Source organism: Loktanella sp. PT4BL (assembly GCF_003201935.1).
Classification (GTDB): Bacteria; Pseudomonadota; Alphaproteobacteria; order Rhodobacterales; family Rhodobacteraceae; genus Yoonia.
On sequence record NZ_QJJL01000002.1, the window covers coordinates 864,797 to 881,156 of the forward strand.

General features: G+C 58.6%; 18 protein-coding genes. 11 read left to right on the forward strand and 7 right to left on the reverse strand.

The window, feature by feature from the left end:
* Positions 1-97: 97 nt before the first annotated feature.
* Positions 98-862 (reverse strand): NAD kinase, encoded by a 765-nt coding sequence (locus C7964_RS09165; protein ID WP_110279333.1) that lies wholly within the window; start codon positions 860-862, stop codon positions 98-100.
* Positions 863-1,049: 187 nt separating this feature from the next.
* On the opposite strand from C7964_RS09165, the gene glyA reads away from it, so the two are divergent.
* On the forward strand, positions 1,050-2,345 hold the full coding sequence (gene glyA / locus C7964_RS09170; protein ID WP_110279334.1) for a serine hydroxymethyltransferase: 1,296 nt from the start codon (positions 1,050-1,052) through the stop codon (positions 2,343-2,345).
* A 44-nt stretch (positions 2,346-2,389) separates the two neighbouring features.
* Here glyA and C7964_RS09175 read toward each other — a convergent pair whose 3' ends face one another.
* Entirely contained in the window at positions 2,390-2,758 is a 369-nt protein-coding gene (locus C7964_RS09175; RefSeq protein ID WP_110279335.1) for a hypothetical protein, read from the reverse strand.
* 79 nt (positions 2,759-2,837) lie between these two features.
* Between C7964_RS09175 and C7964_RS09180 the strand changes: the two genes are divergently transcribed.
* The 3 genes from C7964_RS09180 (at position 2,838) to C7964_RS09190 (ending at position 4,243) form a co-directional block, all read left to right on the forward strand.
* Positions 2,838-3,575, forward strand: coding sequence for an alpha/beta fold hydrolase (locus tag C7964_RS09180; protein ID WP_110279336.1), 738 nt, complete (start codon positions 2,838-2,840; stop codon positions 3,573-3,575).
* A gap of 109 nt (positions 3,576-3,684) precedes the next feature.
* Entirely contained in the window at positions 3,685-3,798 is a 114-nt protein-coding gene (locus tag C7964_RS09185) for an entericidin A/B family lipoprotein (protein WP_055291933.1), read from the forward strand.
* A gap of 88 nt (positions 3,799-3,886) precedes the next feature.
* Positions 3,887-4,243: a hypothetical protein gene (locus tag C7964_RS09190; protein ID WP_110279337.1), complete on the forward strand. Its 357-nt coding sequence runs from the start codon at positions 3,887-3,889 to the stop codon at positions 4,241-4,243.
* 57 nt (positions 4,244-4,300) lie between these two features.
* Here the strand turns inward: C7964_RS09190 and C7964_RS09195 are convergent, their stop codons facing one another.
* Together C7964_RS09195 and lepA are read right to left on the reverse strand one after the other, a co-directional pair.
* The gene (locus tag C7964_RS09195; RefSeq protein ID WP_110279338.1) at positions 4,301-5,539 is read right to left on the reverse strand and encodes a hypothetical protein; all 1,239 of its coding nucleotides are present in this window, start codon (positions 5,537-5,539) and stop codon (positions 4,301-4,303) included.
* A gap of 157 nt (positions 5,540-5,696) precedes the next feature.
* Positions 5,697-7,496, reverse strand: coding sequence for a translation elongation factor 4 (gene lepA, locus C7964_RS09200; RefSeq protein ID WP_110279339.1), 1,800 nt, complete (start codon positions 7,494-7,496; stop codon positions 5,697-5,699).
* 168 nt (positions 7,497-7,664) lie between these two features.
* Here lepA and C7964_RS09205 point away from each other — a divergent pair, with 168 nt between their 5' ends.
* Entirely contained in the window at positions 7,665-7,928 is a 264-nt protein-coding gene (locus tag C7964_RS09205; RefSeq protein ID WP_110279340.1) for a hypothetical protein, read from the forward strand.
* Positions 7,929-7,959: 31 nt separating this feature from the next.
* On the opposite strand, the gene C7964_RS09210 is transcribed toward C7964_RS09205, so the two are convergent.
* On the reverse strand, positions 7,960-8,253 hold the full coding sequence (locus C7964_RS09210; RefSeq protein WP_110279341.1) for a hypothetical protein: 294 nt from the start codon (positions 8,251-8,253) through the stop codon (positions 7,960-7,962).
* 576 nt (positions 8,254-8,829) lie between these two features.
* Between C7964_RS09210 and C7964_RS09215 the strand changes: the two genes are divergently transcribed.
* Together C7964_RS09215 and C7964_RS09220 are read left to right on the forward strand one after the other, a co-directional pair.
* Positions 8,830-9,036, forward strand: a complete 207-nt coding sequence (locus C7964_RS09215) for a cold-shock protein (RefSeq protein ID WP_055687912.1) — start codon at positions 8,830-8,832, stop codon at positions 9,034-9,036.
* 237 nt (positions 9,037-9,273) lie between these two features.
* Positions 9,274-9,483, forward strand: a complete 210-nt coding sequence (locus C7964_RS09220; RefSeq protein ID WP_055291916.1) for a cold-shock protein — start codon at positions 9,274-9,276, stop codon at positions 9,481-9,483.
* Between the two features lie 84 nt (positions 9,484-9,567).
* On the opposite strand, the gene C7964_RS09225 is transcribed toward C7964_RS09220, so the two are convergent.
* Entirely contained in the window at positions 9,568-10,251 is a 684-nt protein-coding gene (locus tag C7964_RS09225; RefSeq protein ID WP_502693564.1) for an arylesterase, read from the reverse strand.
* Here C7964_RS09225 and C7964_RS09230 point away from each other — a divergent pair.
* The 3 genes from C7964_RS09230 to C7964_RS09240 are packed head-to-tail and all read left to right on the forward strand — an operon-like array spanning position 10,250 to position 13,997.
* Positions 10,250-10,942, forward strand: a complete 693-nt coding sequence (locus C7964_RS09230; protein WP_110279343.1) for an ABC transporter ATP-binding protein — start codon at positions 10,250-10,252, stop codon at positions 10,940-10,942. The two genes, C7964_RS09225 and C7964_RS09230, sit on opposite strands and share 2 nt — an antisense overlap.
* Complete coding sequence (locus tag C7964_RS09235; RefSeq protein WP_110279344.1) at positions 10,939-13,455, forward strand: ABC transporter permease; 2,517 nt, start codon at positions 10,939-10,941, stop codon at positions 13,453-13,455. Before C7964_RS09230 ends, C7964_RS09235 begins: the two co-directional genes overlap by 4 nt.
* The gene (locus C7964_RS09240) at positions 13,452-13,997 is read left to right on the forward strand and encodes a gamma-glutamylcyclotransferase (protein ID WP_110279345.1); all 546 of its coding nucleotides are present in this window, start codon (positions 13,452-13,454) and stop codon (positions 13,995-13,997) included. Before C7964_RS09235 ends, C7964_RS09240 begins: the two co-directional genes overlap by 4 nt.
* Here C7964_RS09240 and C7964_RS09245 read toward each other — a convergent pair.
* Positions 13,977-15,374 (reverse strand): MATE family efflux transporter, encoded by a 1,398-nt coding sequence (locus C7964_RS09245; protein ID WP_110279477.1) that lies wholly within the window; start codon positions 15,372-15,374, stop codon positions 13,977-13,979. The genes C7964_RS09240 and C7964_RS09245 overlap by 21 nt on opposite strands.
* Positions 15,375-15,584: 210 nt before the next feature.
* Between C7964_RS09245 and C7964_RS09250 the strand changes: the two genes are divergently transcribed.
* Entirely contained in the window at positions 15,585-16,349 is a 765-nt protein-coding gene (locus C7964_RS09250; RefSeq protein WP_110279346.1) for an HpcH/HpaI aldolase family protein, read from the forward strand.
* Positions 16,350-16,360 lie beyond the last annotated feature (11 nt).

Below are 16,360 nucleotides of genomic sequence, written 5' to 3' on the forward strand. Positions count from 1 at the left end.
GCGGGCCGGTTGTGCTTTGGGGGTGTCGTTGTGTGAAACGAAGAAGGCAATTGTGTTCGCATTGCAGTTCTCCATCCGCGCCTCATGGCCCGTGGGTTCAGGCAAACTGCTCCCTGATCAACCGTTCCTCCAGCCCATGCCCCGGATCAAACAGGATCCGGTGGCGGATGCTGGGCTCTGAATGAATTTCCACACTCACCACGTTGCGCACCGATTTCCCGTCGGCATCGGCCATCACGGGGCGTTTGCCCGGATCAATCACATCAAACCGCACCACGGCCTTTTTCGGCAACAGCGCCCCGCGCCAGCGGCGCGGGCGGAAGGCGGCCATCGCCGTCAGCGCCAGAACGTCCGACCCGATGGGCAGGATCGGCCCGTGGGCGGAGTAGTTATAGGCCGTTGACCCCGCAGGTGTTGCGACCAGCGCGCCATCACAAACAAGCTCGTTCATGCGCAGCTTGCCATCCACAGTAATCCGCAGTTTCGCCGCCTGCGGGCCCGCGCGCAACAGGCTCACCTCGTTGATTGCCAGCGCCTCATGCATCGCGCCATCAACGGTCAGCGCTGTCATGGTCAGCGGGTTGATCACCTCTTCCTCGGCCTCATCCAGCCGCGTCTGCAAATCATCGGCGTGATATTCGTTCATCAAGAACCCGACAGTGCCGCGGTTCATCCCGTAGACCGGCACATCCAATCCCTGTGTGGCGTGCAGGGTCTGGAGCATGAAACCATCCCCCCCGAGGGCAACGATCACATCAGCCTCATCCTGCGGCACGTCCCCATGCTTTGCGGCCAAAGCGCGCAAGGCGTTTTGTGCAATCGGCACAGGACTGGCGACAAAGGCGATCTTGGGGCGCGGCATGACATAAAAACCTTTCAGTTCCGATAAGTTGTGCGGTGATCGGACCCGAAACGCAAGCCGCCGATACGAAACCCTTAATGGCGCGCTCATAAACATCTTGGTCGTTTTGATGCTTTTGGCGCGGCACGACCTAGGGTAAGAGGGCGCAAGTCTGTTATTTTTTGGCACCTTTAGGGGGGATGCACCCATGAACGTCACTGTCCGCGACAACGGATTTTTCACCGAAACACTGGAAACACGCGACCCAGCACTGCACGCTGCGATGCAGGCGGAGCTGAAACGCCAGCGCAAAGAGATTGAGCTGATCGCGTCGGAAAACATTGTCAGTGCCGCCGTGATGGAAGCGCAAGGCGGCGTGATGACCAACAAATACGCCGAAGGCTACCCCGGCCGGCGCTATTACGGCGGCTGCGAGCACGTGGATGTGGCCGAGAACCTCGCCATTGAGCGCGCTTGCGAACTCTTCGGCTGCAGCTTTGCCAATGTGCAGCCAAATTCCGGGTCTCAGGCCAACCAGGGTGTCTTTCAGGCGCTGATCAAACCGGGCGACACCATCCTTGGGATGTCGCTTGATGCGGGTGGCCACCTGACACATGGTGCAAAACCGAACCAGTCAGGCAAGATTTATAACGCCATCCAGTACGGCGTGCGTCAGCAGGACAGCCTGCTGGATTATGATCAGGTACAGGAACTGGCAACCGAACATCAGCCCAAGCTGATCATCGCCGGTGGCTCGGCCATTCCGCGCATCATCGACTTTGCAAAAATGCGCGAAATCGCGGACAGCGTCGGGGCCTACCTTCTGGTGGATATGGCGCATTTCGCAGGTCTTGTGGCCGCTGGCCTCTACCCCTCGCCTTTCCCGCACGCACATGTCGCGACAACGACAACGCACAAAACCCTGCGCGGCCCCCGCGGCGGCATGATCCTGACCAATGACGAGGCGCTGGCGAAAAAGTTCAACTCGGCCATCTTCCCGGGCATTCAGGGCGGGCCTCTGATGCATGTGATCGCAGGCAAGGCTGTCGCCTTTGGCGAGGCGCTGCGCCCTGAATTCAGGACCTATCAGGAACAGGTTGTCAAAAACGCGCAGGCGCTGGCCGACCAGTTGATGAAAGGTGGCCTTGATATCGTCACCGGCGGCACCGACACGCACCTGATGCTGGTTGATCTGCGCCCCAAAGGCGTCAAAGGCAACGCGACCGAGAAGGCGTTGGAGCGCGCCCATATCACCTGCAATAAAAACGGCATCCCCTTTGATCCGGAAAGCCCGATGGTCACATCCGGCATCCGTCTGGGGTCCCCTGCCGGTACGACACGCGGCTTTGGCGAACCTGAATTCCGCCAGATCGCCGACTGGATCGTGGAAGTGACCGAAGGTCTTGCCGCCAATGGTGAGGACGGCAACGGTGACGTCGAAGCCAAAGTGCGCGCCGAAGTCGAAGCGCTCTGTGACCGCTTCCCGATTTATCCGAACCTGTAAAAGATCAAGCAGCCCGGCGGCAACGCCGGGCGCACCCCCGCTGCCTAGATAAACCCGCGCACCCACAGCACGCCAAGCAGCAAAACCCCCGTCATCAGCAATGCAAACATGACCGATGCCAGCATATTCAGTGCGGCGTTGCGTCTTTGCGCGCCAATATCGACCGTTTCCAGATGGGCCAGTATATTGCGATGGGCCTTTTTTGCCTTGGCCATATCGATCATGCGCGCAAGTTTGGGGTTGTCACTCAGCGCCACGGCCTGCGCCAGATAGGTGGCATCATTGCGGACGTGGCGAGGCAACTGGCGCCCTGCCCTGCGGATCTGCGCATCCAACGTACGCCCGCGCACGCGCAGCTTGTCCTGCAACGCGGCACGCACCTCATCCACCATTTGACGCATCGTTTCTGCCATGGGGCCACCGTTAGTGCGTGTCGGAAATTTGCTCAATCCCTCTGGCACCCGATGGCACAGACAGGTAGCAAGTAGATGCATGTTGAACACGGTGACATATGACGGGCCTGCGGGCACACCTTTGCTGATCGCGCATGGGCTGTTCGGGTCCGCGCGGAACTGGGGGGTGATTGCCAAGCGGTTGTCGGCCACGCGACCTGTGATCACCGTTGATATGCGCAATCATGCGGGCAGCGCGTGGTATGACAGCCACAGCTATCCCGACATGGCGGCGGATCTGGGCGAGGTTATCACGCAACCCACTGATGTGATTGGACATTCCATGGGGGGTAAGGCGGCGATGGTGCTGGCGCTGACGCAGCCTGCGCTGGTGAACCGGCTGGTTGTCGCCGATATCGCGCCGGTGACCTATACCCATAGCCAGATGGGGCCGATTGCGGCGATGCGCGCGGTTGATCTGGCAGGTATCGAGACCCGCGGGGACGCCAAGGCGCAACTGACAGGGCTGGAACCGGGGGTGGCGGAATTTCTGCTGCAAAGCCTTGATATAAAAGAGAAACGCTGGCGGCTTAATCTGGATGTGCTGGCCGCCGAGATGGACAAGATCATCGGGTTTCCGGATATTTCTGGGCAGTTCGACGGGCCGACGCTTTTCCTGTCGGGGGCCAATTCGCCCTATGTCCAGCGCGAGGCACGGCCGCAGATCAAGGCGCTTTTCCCGGGTGCGATCTTTGCCAAAATTCCCGGCGCGGGGCACTGGCTGCACGCGGAAAAGCCGCGCGAGTTCACGGCGGCGGTCAGCGCATTTCTGGCGTAAACATCCTGTACACAACGTGTACACAACCTGTACATACGCGATGCACTCTCTTGCCACGGCGGGGGGCAGTGCTAGGATTGCGGAAACATCACTCTCGAAGGAGCCTTCCATGACCCGTATCGCCCTGATCATCGCCATCCTTGGTCTTGCCGCTTGTGAAACCGTTCAAGGGGTTGGGCGTGATATCACCAACGCGGGCGCGGCGATCGACCGCTCGCTCTAAGGGCGGGGCAAGGGCAGCCCGCCTGCCCACTTGACAGAATTTCTGCACTGCAGCGATACTTCCGGTATTTTTCATCAGGAGTATTGCCATGCCGACCCCGTTTGACATCTGGTCCCCGATTTTCCGCGCGCCGTTTTCCGGTGACGTGACACAAGAGATCACGCCGCGCTTTCTGTCCCCCGACATCAAAGGCAGCCCCGCGATCGAGGAAAAGGTCGTGCGCGAGGTTGCGAGCTACGGCAAGCAACTCGGCAAAGTGCTCGAGGCCCTGCAGGCGCTCTCGGCCGCGACAGACACACCCCTGCCCGAGATCGACGCGCTGGTGGCAGAGGTCGAGACGGTGAAAGCAGGCGCGAAAGAGGCGCTGCGGGCCGAGGCCGAAGCGGCGCTCGCGCGGTTGAAGGCGGTGGATGAGGATGCGTGGCGGGAGGTGCGGGGTGGGTGAAACCCTTTCGTGAGAGGTGGTTTTGTGGGGCGCGTGGGCTTTATGAAGCCTACGGTTTCAATCACCTTTTGGAGTTAGCATTTTGCCAGCCAGCCCGATTATGGCTGAACTAATCGACGTCCCTTGATATTTGAACTCTTCGGAAGAAACGGATTTCATATGTTCGGAAAGTAGCTGCATCTTCATACGTGTTTCCTCGGCGAAACGTTCCTCTTCGGTCAATCCAGCTACTGATGCAGCAGCAGTGGTCACATCTTTTGCAACAATACTTAACTTAGCAAACTCTAGTCGCTGCCTATTGATTTTCACGATCTCGAAAACCAAACGCCCTACGATAAAACCGCAGGCCTCAATCAGAGCAAAGGCGACAACCACGAACGGAATTCTGGTCAAAAATATCGTCCAAACATCTACTCCATCTTCAAGGCGCCAAAGCTGTGTCAAATCTATTGCATTGCTAAAAAGCGAATAAAGTATAATCGCAAGTATCGCCGCAAAGGGCAGACCAATCCAAAGATATGTCTTGATGTTCTGAGTGCCTTGATCTACGAAGCCTTTGATTTCTGATGGAAAAAGTCTGATCTCGTTAGTTAGTTCGTCGAGAGTATTGCGATCTGCTGCTATCTCCGACCGAATATTTCTTCGCTCCTCTTGGAGCGTTTCCACTTCCTTTTGCGCGTCCTTCCTCAGGGCTTCTGACTTCTGTATTTGTTCTTGCGCAGATACTAGACGCCCATCCAAATCCACTTTTTGGTTTGTTAACTTTGCAACCTCGGACTGAAGGATACTCCTCTCTTTCTGAAGTGTAGTTAGTCTATCTTCAGCGTTTGCGAGACTTGTCTCTTTCTCAACTACTCCAGCTTCTCGCGCTGTGAGGCCTTTCACTGCCCACTCAAGGTCATGGAATTGGCTAAGGGTGTAACCCTCAGCGACCACTTTATTAATCTTTACTTGGCCATACCATTTTCGATCAGGTTTAAACTGGAAGCCCGAACACAGCTTTCCCAATCCAAGCTTAACTGATCCTTCTTCGACTCTAAGTTGTTCTTCATGTCGCGTTCCATCGATGTGAGAGACTTGAACTTCAAACTTGTCCCAACGCTCATAACCCGACGAATTGATCTCAATCTGAGTCAAATAGACTGGTTCAGTAAACTCAAATACGAACCATCTTTGCGCACCATCCAGAACAACGTCACCCTCTGGATCGGCGAGCTGGGTTGTTTTGTTCTCCGACTTCGAAAAGAACTGGAAAGGTATTGTTGAGGGAGGACGGATTTCTTGGGTTTCTGCCATTGGTAAAACAATCTGGATACAACTTTTGCGATACCGTCCAAGGCCTAAAGCAGAATGTCAACACCCACGCCCGTATAGTATGGTTTTTGGCAAAGAATAACGAAGGCGACAGCACCGCCCGTCAACAATGGCCAGACACGCTCCAAAAATGGCCAGCTTAGCTGTCCATTTTAAGAGCGGAAATAAACGCTTCCTGCGGGATATCCACTTTCCCGAACTGCCGCATCTTTTTCTTACCGGCCTTCTGCTTGTCCAGCAGTTTGCGTTTGCGGGTCGCGTCGCCACCGTAGCATTTCGCCGTCACGTCCTTGCGCAGCGCGGAGAGCGTTTCGCGGGCGATGACCTTGCCGCCAATAGCCGCCTGGATCGGGATTTTGAACATGTGGCGGGGGATCAGGTCTTTGAGCTTTTCGACCATCGCGCGGCCCCGCATCTCGGCGCGGTCGCGGTGCACCATCATGGAGAGCGCATCGACAGGTTCTTCATTCACCAGCACCGACATTTTCACCAGATTGTCCTGCTGGTAGCCTGTCATCTGGTAATCAAAAGACGCATAGCCCTTGGTCACGGATTTCAGGCGGTCGTAGAAATCGAACACCACCTCGTTCAGCGGCAGATCGTAAACCACCATCGCGCGGGAGCCTGCATAGGTCAGGTCAAGCTGCACGCCGCGCCGGTCCTGGCAGAGTTTCAGCACATCACCCAGATAGTCGTCGGGCACAAGGATCGTCGCCTTGATCCGCGGTTCCTCGATATGGTCCACATGGGTCAGGTCGGGCATGTCGGCGGGGTTGTGCAGTTCGATCATCTCGCCGTCGCGCATATAGACGTGGTAGACCACGGAAGGGGCGGTCGTGATCAGCTCGATGTCATATTCGCGCTCGATCCGGTCGCGGATCACTTCGAGGTGCAGCAGCCCGAGAAAGCCGCAGCGGAAGCCGAAGCCGAGGGCGGCGGATGTTTCCATCTCGTGGCTGAAAGAGGCGTCGTTGAGGGCGAGCTTGTCGATGGCGTCGCGCAGGTCCTCGAATTCGGAGCTGTCCACGGGGAAGAGCCCGCAGAAGACCACCGGTTGCGCGGGCTTAAAGCCGGGGAGTGCTTTTTCGACGCCCTTTTTCTCGGATGTGATGGTGTCGCCGACGCGGGTGTCGCGCACCTGTTTGATCGACCCTGTGATAAAGCCGATTTCACCGGGCCCGAGTTCGGCCACGTCCTGCATCTGGGGCCGGAAGACGCCGATCTTGTCGATGCCGTGGACAGCCCCGTTGGACATGAATTTCACGCGGTCGTTTTTCTTCATCACGCCGTCGATGATGCGCACCAGCACGATGACGCCGAGGTAGCTGTCGTACCAGCTATCGACCAGCATCGCCTTGAGCGGCGCATCGCGGTCGCCCGTGGGGGCGGGCAGCAGGTTGACGATGGCCTCCAGCGTTTCGTGGATGCCAATGCCGGTTTTCGCGCTGACACGGATCGCGCCAGAGGCGTCGATGCCGATCACATCCTCGATCTGCTCGGCAACACGGTCACATTCTGACGCGGGCAGGTCGATCTTGTTCAGGACCGGCACGATTTCGTGGTCGGCGTCGATCGCCTGATACACGTTGGCCAGCGTCTGCGCCTCGACCCCTTGGGTGCTATCAACCACCAGAAGCGAGCCTTCAACCGCACGCATCGAGCGCGAGACCTCATAGGCGAAGTCCACGTGACCGGGGGTGTCGATCAGGTTGAGAACGTATTTCTTGCCGTTGTCGGCGACATAGTCGATCCGCACCGTGTTGGCCTTGATCGTGATACCGCGCTCGCGCTCGATATCCATGCTATCAAGAAGCTGCGCCTTCATATCCCGTTCAGCCACCGTATTGGTGGATTGGATCAGGCGGTCTGCGAGGGTCGATTTCCCGTGGTCGATATGGGCAACGATCGAGAAATTACGGATGTGCGAAAGGTCTGTCATAACTGGGATATGGTGGGGTTTTTGCGCCTCGTCAATGCGGATAGTGACGCAGGATGATCGTGCCTTGCGGGCCGCCCAAACCACGGCTGACAGATGGACGGTCGTTTTTGTCTCGGGGTGACAGATTCAGGCTAGAACATAACATGAACACTACTGTAGTTTTACAGAATGCCATATGAACCGGTCACGCTTGGATTGAAGTTCGCGATCAGGGTCCACCACCTGACCGGACGTGATGTGCTGGTGGTGTCCTGCCCTGCCTGTCACAAGGCCTATTGGGTGGCACCCCATGTCATCTATGCGCGCTTTCACGAACATCTCCCGCTTGAGACGGTCGCCAAGGACTTTGTCTGCAAGCGCTGTGGCAACAAGCGCGGGCTATCGTGGTACATTGAACGGGCCACAGGGCCAGAGTTTCCCCGATCTGCGTAACGACGGGGAAACACGATGTCGCCGGACCGGTTTAGGCTGTCAGGCGTTTGTCGAGTGCATCGCTCTGTGAACGCGCGTCCTGCTTGTCCACGATGGAATAGAGCATGTCGATTTGCTCGGATGAGGTGAGGTTTTCATAGGCACGCACCATGGTGATCAGTGGTGCAATCCGGCTCCGGACCGTTTCACCCAATGCGCCGACAACGATTGCTTCGATCAATTCGTCAGAGCATTCCAATTCGTAAAGGTTATGCACAAGACCTGCGTAATTGCTTTTGCTTGTCAGGCAGCTTTCCAACGCCTGGTTAATCTCTTTCACGGTCATAACGTCATCCTTTGATCAAACAGATCCAACTGGTCCTACGAGAAACGCCAAGGTCTCTTTCGTTATATGTGTCACCTTATTGGCGGCCAAAGCAAGTTGACGACGCCAAAAGACCCAAAAAAGCCTTAATACTGTCGCCGATCTGTGGACTATAATGTCGTTCGGGAATTATTGCCAACATTTCAACGCAAAAGGGCGGAACTATACGGTAATTTCATGACAAGAGGCCTGTGCGCCTGAAGGCCCTGATCTGGTGAATCGCAAGCAGTACAGGCCGCGCCGGAATGGCCAGGACCATGTCGTCATAACTGCCATCCGCCCGTCACAGCGCCGGATCAATCCATCCGGACCGCGCTAGCCAGACAAGGATGACAAGACGCCGGTCATTTTTCGCTTATCGGCGTTTTTCTTGAGAATTCACTTGCTTTTTGCAGTGCTACCCCTCACACGCGGGGTGCAGACGTTATGCAACTCGACCACTGTTTTCCCTTTCGGCTACAGTCTCTCGATTTTGACACTGACTAAGCCGAGCTGTCGCAATATCGCGGACAGCACTGATACTAAAGGAAAAACACGATGGCTACTGGCACCGTGAAATGGTTCAACACAACTAAAGGCTTCGGCTTTATCGCACCTGATGGCGGATCCAAGGACGTTTTCGTTCACATCTCCGCTGTTGAGCGTTCTGGCCTGACAGGCCTGCAGGATGATCAAAAAGTCACTTTTGACATCGAAGCTGGCCGTGATGGTCGCGAATCCGCTGTGAACCTCGCACTCGCGTAAGCGAATTTTGAAAAGACGGCTGTAGCGCGCGCCCGAGCGCGCGCTCGCCACCCATTGTACGCCGAGCGCGCACAATCACCCAAGTTTCCTTGATTTTATACGGATAATGTGGCATCTTCGGCATGCAACGTTGACCTATCGACCACTGTTTCCACTTACGGCCCAGTCTCTCGATCACGTTTGACCGAGCCGGTCCGCTGCAGTCCCGCGAGCGGAGAATATAAAGGAAACAAGGACATGGCTTCAGGCACTGTCAAATGGTTCAACACTACCAAAGGTTATGGCTTTATCGCACCCGACGGCGGCAGCAAGGATGTTTTCGTCCATATTTCAGCTGTCGAGCGGTCGGGTCTGACAGGTCTCAAGGATGACCAGAAGGTCAACTTTGACATCGAAGCAGGCCGCGACGGGCGCGAAAGCGCTGTGAACCTGACCCTCGCCGACTAAAGTGGGCTGATTAATCTGTATGTTCGATGGGCGCCTGCATTTGGCGCCCATTTTTGCATGTGACAGGGTTCTGCCCCCGACCGGCTATGGCACGGCATTCACAAGCGCGAGCACAGACGGCCCGATGGCGGCCGTGATCAGGGAAACACCTTCACGGTTGGGGTGAATTCCGTCAGCTTGCAAATATGCGCGCGCGGCATCTTGCGTGCCCGCCTCTGCGCGCAATGCGCCCAGAAAGTCGGGATAAAGGGGAACGTCGTATTTTGCGGCAAGATCGGCATACATGTTTTCGAAGTCCTGCTTGTAGTCCTGCCCGTAGTTGCCCCCGACCGTCAGCCCCACCAAGAGCATCTCGACACCCGCCTGCTGCCCCGCCGCCAGAATACCATCGAGGTTCGCGCGGCTGATCGCCGGATCAAGACCGCGCAGATAGTCATTGCCGCCCAAGGCCACGATCATCGCGTCAACCTCGGGGGTGAGTGTCCAGCCGACACGGCTGAGCCCGCCTGCTGTGGTGTCGCCGGACACACCTGCGTTGATTACCTTCACATCCGCGCCCTGATCTGCCAGCCAGGTTTGGAGTTGCGGCACAAAGCCATCAGCCTGCGGCAGCCCATAGCCCTGTGTCAGGCTGTCGCCCAGAGCCGCGATTGTGACGGTCTCGGCCTGTGCCAGCGTTGTGGTCAGCAAAACCGCCGCGAGAAGGTTGCTGCAGCGCAAAACGGCCCCATATGCAGAGGCATTGATACGACAAAAGGCACCCGCGATGACCGATCCCGTTCTCTCCATTTCCCATGCGCACCTGTCGCTGGACGGCAACGCAGGCCGCGTCGACATTCTGCATGACATCTCGCTTGAGGTGGCCAGCGGCGAGACGCTGGGGCTGGTAGGGCCAAGTGGATCGGGCAAGTCATCGCTCCTTATGTTGATGGGCGGGCTGGAACAGGCGACATCGGGCACAATCACGGCACTGGGCCAGGATCTGACGGCGATGAACGAAGACCAGCTTGCCCTCTTTCGTAGAGACCATATGGGGGTCGTGTTCCAGTCTTTCCACCTGATCCCGACAATGACGGCGCTTGAAAATGTCGCAACCCCGCTGGAACTGGCCGGCGCGAAGGACGCATTTGCGCGGGCGGCCGCCGAATTGGAGGCTGTGGGGCTTGGCAATCGCATGGATCATTACCCCAACCAGATGTCGGGCGGTGAGCAGCAGCGGGTTGCTCTGGCGCGCGCCTCGGCCCCGCGCCCCAAGATTTTGCTGGCGGATGAGCCGACAGGCAATCTGGATGAGACAAACGGCGCTGCCATTATCAATCTGCTGTTTGATCTGCGGGACCGCCACGGGGCGACCTTGATTTTGGTGACACACGCCAATGAACTGGCCGCGCGTTGTGACCGTGTGATCCGTCTGCGTGACGGGCGCATCGACAGCCCTGTTGCGAAGGCTGCGGAATGAGCCTTGCGATTGCATCACGGTTTGCCGCGCGCGAATTGCGCGGTGGCTTGCGCGGTTTTCGTGTGTTTCTGGCCTGTCTGGCGCTGGGTGTCGCGGCAATCGCGGCTGTTGGCACCGTGCGTGCAGGCATTGAGGCGGGGTTGGCGCGGGATGGTGCGGCGCTCTTGGGCGGCGACGCGGAGGTTGAATTTACCTATCGGTTCGCGCGCGCAGAGGAACTGGCCTGGCTGAACAGCATTGCAACACGTGTGTCGGAAACGGTTGATTTCCGCTCGATGGCCGTGGTGGAACGGGGTGGCGCGGCAGAGCGCGGGCTCACGCAAATTCGCGCGGTTGATGATCTCTATCCTTTGATTGGTCAGGTGACGCTAGATCCGCCGATCCCGCTGGCAGAAGCGCTGGCCGATCATGGCGGGGTTATGGAGCGGGTGCTGGCTGATCGGCTGGCCCTTGCGCCCGGTGATCGTTTCAGGTTGGGCGAACAGGATTTTACCCTGCGGGCCATACTGGATCGCTATCCGGATAATGCGGCGGGTGGTTTTGGCCTTGGGCCACGCACGATTGTGAAGACTGCGGATCTGGCAAACTCGGGTCTGATCGTCGAGGGGACGTTGTTTTCCACGCAATACCGGCTGGATTTGCCCGAGAGCGCGGACCTGCAAGCACTGGAAGACAGTGCCGAGGCGCAGTTTCGTGACAGTGGTTTGCGCTGGCGCGATAGCCGCCGTGGTGCGGGTGGTGTCGCGCAATTCGTGGACCGGATCGGCGCGTTTCTGATCCTTGTGGGGCTGTCAGGTCTGGCTGTGGGTGGCGTGGGTGTGTCGGCCGCGGTGCGGGCCTATCTGGCAGGCAAGACGCAGGTGATTGCCACGCTGAAAACGCTTGGGGCGACCCGTAGGGTGATCTTTCAGACCTATTTCATACAGATCGGCGTGTTGACCCTTGCAGGCGTGGTGCTGGGGCTCGTGATTGGCGCGGGGCTGCCTGTGCTGCTTGGCCCTGTGATTGAGGCACAATTGCCTATTCCTGCGGTCTTTGCCGTTTATCCGGCACCGCTTTTCGAAGCGGCTGTCTATGGCCTGCTGGCGGCGCTGATCTTTACCCTTTGGCCACTTGCCAAGACCGAGGATATTCGCGCGGCAACCCTGTTTCGTGATGCCTTTGCTGCCAGTGCCACCCTGCCCGCACCGCGCTATCTGGTGGCGATTGCCGTGTTGCTGGCCGGATTGATCGGGGCCGCGATCCTGTTTTCCGGCACCGTGTTCCTGACGCTCTGGACCGCAGGCGGAATTGCGGGGGCGCTGGCCATTCTGGTGCTTGCCGCGATCGCCATTCGCTGGATTGCGCGGCGGTTTCGCAAACCGACACGCGGGCGCCCTGCCCTGCGTCTGGCCTTTGGTGCGATTGGTGCGCGCGGGGGTGAGGCGACATCGGTCGTGCTTTCACTGGGGCTGGGCCTGACGGTGCTGGCGGCGGTCGGCCAGATTGACGGGAACCTGCGCACATCGTTTTCGGATGATCTGCCTGCTGTGGCACCCAGTTATTTCTTTGTGGATATCCAGCCTGACCAGATCGCGGGTTTTGGTGCGCGGCTTGATGCGGATGATGCCGTGAGCCGGTATGACACAGCACCGATGCTGCGCGGAATTATTACGCAGATCAATGGCCGCCCCGCGGAAGAAGTGGCCGGCGGTCACTGGGTTGTGCGCGGCGACCGCGGGATCACCTATGCTGACGCGCAGCCCAGCGGCACCGAGATCACGGCGGGGGAATGGTGGCCTGAAGGGTATGACGGGCCGCCCCAGATCAGCTTTGCCGCCGAAGAAGCCGCCGAGATCGGCCTGCAACTGGGCGACATGATGACTGTGAACATTCTGGGCCGTGACATCACCGGAGAAGTGACGAGTTTTCGCAATGTCAGTTGGGAAGACGCAGGCATCGGCTTTGTGCTCGCGATGAACCAGGGCGCTCTGGCGGGGGCACCCCATAGCTGGATTTCGACCGTTTATGCCACGCCCGAGGCCGAGGCCGCGATCCTGCGCGATCTGGCGACGGCCTATCCCAACATTACCGCGATCCGTATTCGTGATGCCATTGATCAGGTGATCGAACTGGTTGGCGGCATCTCGGCTGCGACGCGCTATGGTGCCCTGATCACGCTTGTCACAGGGTTTCTGGTCCTGATCGGGGCCGCGGCGGCCGGTGAGCGGGCGCGGACCTTTGAAGCGGCGGTGCTGAAAACGCTCGGCGCCTCGCGCGGGCGGATCATGCTGAGCTTTGCCTTGCGTGCGGCGATGCTCGGGTTTGCGGCAGGAAGTGTGGCACTTGGCGCGGGTATTCTGGGCGGCTGGGCTGTTTCGACCTTTATCATGGACACAAGCTATACCGTGATCTGGTCCAATGCCCTGCTGATCATCGGCGGCGGCGTTCTGGCATCGCTGCTGGCGGGGCTGGCCTTTGCGTGGGGCCCACTTGCGGCGAAACCGGCGCAAGTGCTGCGGGCGCGCGAATGAGCGATCCGGCTTTTTTCGGGTACGGCAGCCTCGTCAACCTTGCCACCCACAGCTACGATGATCCGCGTCCGGCAGTTCTGCGCGGTTGGCGGCGCGTATGGCAGCGGACAAACTTGCGCAAGGCAGCCTTTCTGTCGGTCGTCCCCTGCCCTGATACCGTACTGCACGGGGTGATTGCGCGCGTGCCGGGAGCCGATTGGCTGGCCCTTGACCAACGCGAGGCCGCATATCAGCGCCATGATGTGACCAGCGCCATCCAGCATAACGGCGCCAAAGCCCAAACAGCCGTCTATCAGGTCAAGCCCGCGCATCTGTCGGACGCTGCGGATCATCCCATCTTGCGCAGCTATCTGGACGTGGTTGTGCAGGGCTATCTGCGCGTCCATGGCGAGGCAGGCGTTGCGCATTTCTTTGAGACAACCGATGGCTGGACCATGCCGGTTCTTGATGACCGTGCGGCCCCGCTTTATCCCCGCCATCAGGTTCTAAGCCCCCGTGAGACAGCGCTTGTCGATGCGCATCTAGCGGCGGTGATGAAGTAGGCTAAAGAGACGCGCCTGTCTTGCAAAGGGTTCGCCCTTTTCGGGTTTCTCCCCCTGATCTGCAATCACCTTTCGCGCCAGCCAAAAAGCGATGATCGCAAAGACAGCGCCACCGAGATATTGCCCGATCAGTACGCCCGGCGCACCGAACCATGCGGCACCCACCATCACGAAGGGCATCGTCCCAAGGGTATGGCGGCCCCAGTTGACGATTGTCGAATAGAAAGGGTGTCCAAGGTTGTTGAAGGCGGCATTGGCCACAAAGATGACCCCGTTGAAGAAGAACATCAGTGACAGCGGGCCCGCAAAGAGGAACACGATGGTCATAGCCACACCGTTGTCGAGACTGAACAGCATCTGGATCGCGGGGCGGGCAAGGAAAAACAGCCCCGAGACCACGACTACGACGATGGCGGTAAAAAGCAGCCCGTCACGGAACGCCCCACGCACGCGGTCATGCAGTCCGGCGCCTGCATTTTGCCCGATAATGGGCCCGATGGCCCCTGAAAGCGCGAAGATCACCGCAAAGCCCACGGGCGACATACGCGCGACGATGGCCATACCTGCCACGGCCTCTTCACCGAATTGCGCCATAGCCCGGGTGACATAGGCCTGCCCGATCGGGGTGGCCAGTTGCGTCAGGATCGCGGGAAAGGCGATGGCAAGGATCGGGGCAAGGTCGATTTTCAGGCTGGCCGGGGTGGGCCTGTCAAAGCCGCCGTAGTGACGGATCAGGGGCAGCAGCGCCGTCACGGCGATGGCCACCCGCGCACAAACGCTGGCCATGGCGGCCCCTGTCAGTTCGAGATCAAGACCGAAGATCAGGATCGGATCAAGGACTGCGTTGACCAAACCGCCCCAGATTGTCGCCATCATGGCACGGCGCGCATCACCATGCGCACGCAGGATTGCACCACCGATCATACCGATCATCAGGAATGGCAGCGAGGGCACGATGATCTGCAGATAGTGGACGGCAAGGTCAAGTGTTTCGCCCGAGGCACCGAGCAGGGCCGCGAATGTGGCGAGGTTCATCCAGACAAGGGCCGCGAAGACAGCACCGAAGATGACACCATAGATCAGCGCGTTGGTGGCGCGGCGGCGGGCCTCTTCGCGTGCGCCGGCGCCCAGCGCGCGGGCAACGAGGGCCCCTGCCGCAATCGCCATACCGATGCCGAAGGAGGTGGTGAAAAACAGGATAGCACCGGCATAGCCGACTGCCGCCGCGAGCTCGGCCTTGCCCAGCATGGAGATGAAGATCATGTCGACAAAATCGACCAGAAACACCGCCATGAGGCCGACCGAGGCGGTCAGGGACATCACGGAGATGTGGCCGAAGAGGCTGCCTCGGGTAAATTTTGCCTGGGTGTCGGCCATGCGGGGGTGCCTTGCATCATGCGTCACCGTCACCATGACGCGCAGGACGGGGGGATGACAAGGCGGGTTATACGCAAATAGCAGAAGCAGCGCGGCGCAGTGCACGTCAGCTTTGAACGCTGGCGCAACAAGACGCTTGATAAGTTCTGTTTCAACCGCGAACGTGGCCACCAATGACATTCATGACAGCACCGTTCAATTGAGGCCCCCATGCAATCCCAGCCTATGACATTCAAAGAAAAGTTGTCCGATCCCACCAAACGACTGACGGCGCATGTCTGCACCATACCCTCTGCAACCGTGACCCAAGCGATGGCAGCCGCTGGCAGCGACGCGGTCATAATTGATCTGGAACATGGTGCGATTGATTACGCGTCGGCCCATGCAATGATCGCAGCAACTGCCGGCACGTCATGTGCTCCGCTTGTCCGGGTCACAGTAAACGATGCGGCACAGGTAAAACGTGTGCTGGATCTTGGTGCTGAAGGTATTGTGTTTCCGTTGATCCGTAGTGCCGAAGATGCTGCCCGTGCTGTCGCCTCGCTGCGTTACCCGCCAAATGGCACGCGTGGTTTCGGGCCATTTCTCGCACATTCCCGTTGGGGGACGTCACTCATGGACTACCGCGGAACCGTCGATGGTCGTCTGGTTTGCTGTTTACTGGTCGAGACACGGGATGCGATTGAAAACATTGAGGCGATATGTGCGGTGCCGGGGATTGATGCGATTATTCCGGCGCAATTCGACCTATCGACAGATTTGGGCATTTCGGGCCAGTTCGACCACCCAGATTTTCTTGCGGCCATTGCAAAGGTAGAAAAAGCCGCGAACGCGGCAGGTATCCCGCTGGGCAACGTTGGCCTCGCAAAGTCACAGGCTGATGCGCTTTTCGCGAAGGGTTACCGCATCATCGCCGGCTTTGACATTCTGTGGCTCAAGGCGATGGCTGCGGAAACACAATCATGGACACAATAGGCGTACCTTGC

What these genes read in the sequence shown, in the direction of transcription:
- C7964_RS09165 (WP_110279333.1), bottom strand. Translation starts at nt 862, where the DNA reads ATGCCGCGCCCCAAGATCGCCTTTGTCGCCAGTCCTGTGCCGATTGCA.
- glyA (WP_110279334.1), top strand. Translation starts at nt 1,050, where the DNA reads ATGAACGTCACTGTCCGCGACAACGGATTTTTCACCGAAACACTGGAA.
- C7964_RS09175 (WP_110279335.1), bottom strand. Translation starts at nt 2,758, where the DNA reads ATGGCAGAAACGATGCGTCAAATGGTGGATGAGGTGCGTGCCGCGTTG.
- C7964_RS09180 (WP_110279336.1), top strand. Translation starts at nt 2,838, where the DNA reads ATGTTGAACACGGTGACATATGACGGGCCTGCGGGCACACCTTTGCTG.
- C7964_RS09185 (WP_055291933.1), top strand. Translation starts at nt 3,685, where the DNA reads ATGACCCGTATCGCCCTGATCATCGCCATCCTTGGTCTTGCCGCTTGT.
- C7964_RS09190 (WP_110279337.1), top strand. Translation starts at nt 3,887, where the DNA reads ATGCCGACCCCGTTTGACATCTGGTCCCCGATTTTCCGCGCGCCGTTT.
- C7964_RS09195 (WP_110279338.1), bottom strand. Translation starts at nt 5,539, where the DNA reads ATGGCAGAAACCCAAGAAATCCGTCCTCCCTCAACAATACCTTTCCAG.
- lepA (WP_110279339.1), bottom strand. Translation starts at nt 7,496, where the DNA reads ATGACAGACCTTTCGCACATCCGTAATTTCTCGATCGTTGCCCATATC.
- C7964_RS09205 (WP_110279340.1), top strand. Translation starts at nt 7,665, where the DNA reads ATGCCATATGAACCGGTCACGCTTGGATTGAAGTTCGCGATCAGGGTC.
- C7964_RS09210 (WP_110279341.1), bottom strand. Translation starts at nt 8,253, where the DNA reads ATGACCGTGAAAGAGATTAACCAGGCGTTGGAAAGCTGCCTGACAAGC.
- C7964_RS09215 (WP_055687912.1), top strand. Translation starts at nt 8,830, where the DNA reads ATGGCTACTGGCACCGTGAAATGGTTCAACACAACTAAAGGCTTCGGC.
- C7964_RS09220 (WP_055291916.1), top strand. Translation starts at nt 9,274, where the DNA reads ATGGCTTCAGGCACTGTCAAATGGTTCAACACTACCAAAGGTTATGGC.
- C7964_RS09230 (WP_110279343.1), top strand. Translation starts at nt 10,250, where the DNA reads ATGACCGATCCCGTTCTCTCCATTTCCCATGCGCACCTGTCGCTGGAC.
- C7964_RS09235 (WP_110279344.1), top strand. Translation starts at nt 10,939, where the DNA reads ATGAGCCTTGCGATTGCATCACGGTTTGCCGCGCGCGAATTGCGCGGT.
- C7964_RS09240 (WP_110279345.1), top strand. Translation starts at nt 13,452, where the DNA reads ATGAGCGATCCGGCTTTTTTCGGGTACGGCAGCCTCGTCAACCTTGCC.
- C7964_RS09245 (WP_110279477.1), bottom strand. Translation starts at nt 15,374, where the DNA reads ATGGCCGACACCCAGGCAAAATTTACCCGAGGCAGCCTCTTCGGCCAC.
- C7964_RS09250 (WP_110279346.1), top strand. Translation starts at nt 15,585, where the DNA reads ATGCAATCCCAGCCTATGACATTCAAAGAAAAGTTGTCCGATCCCACC.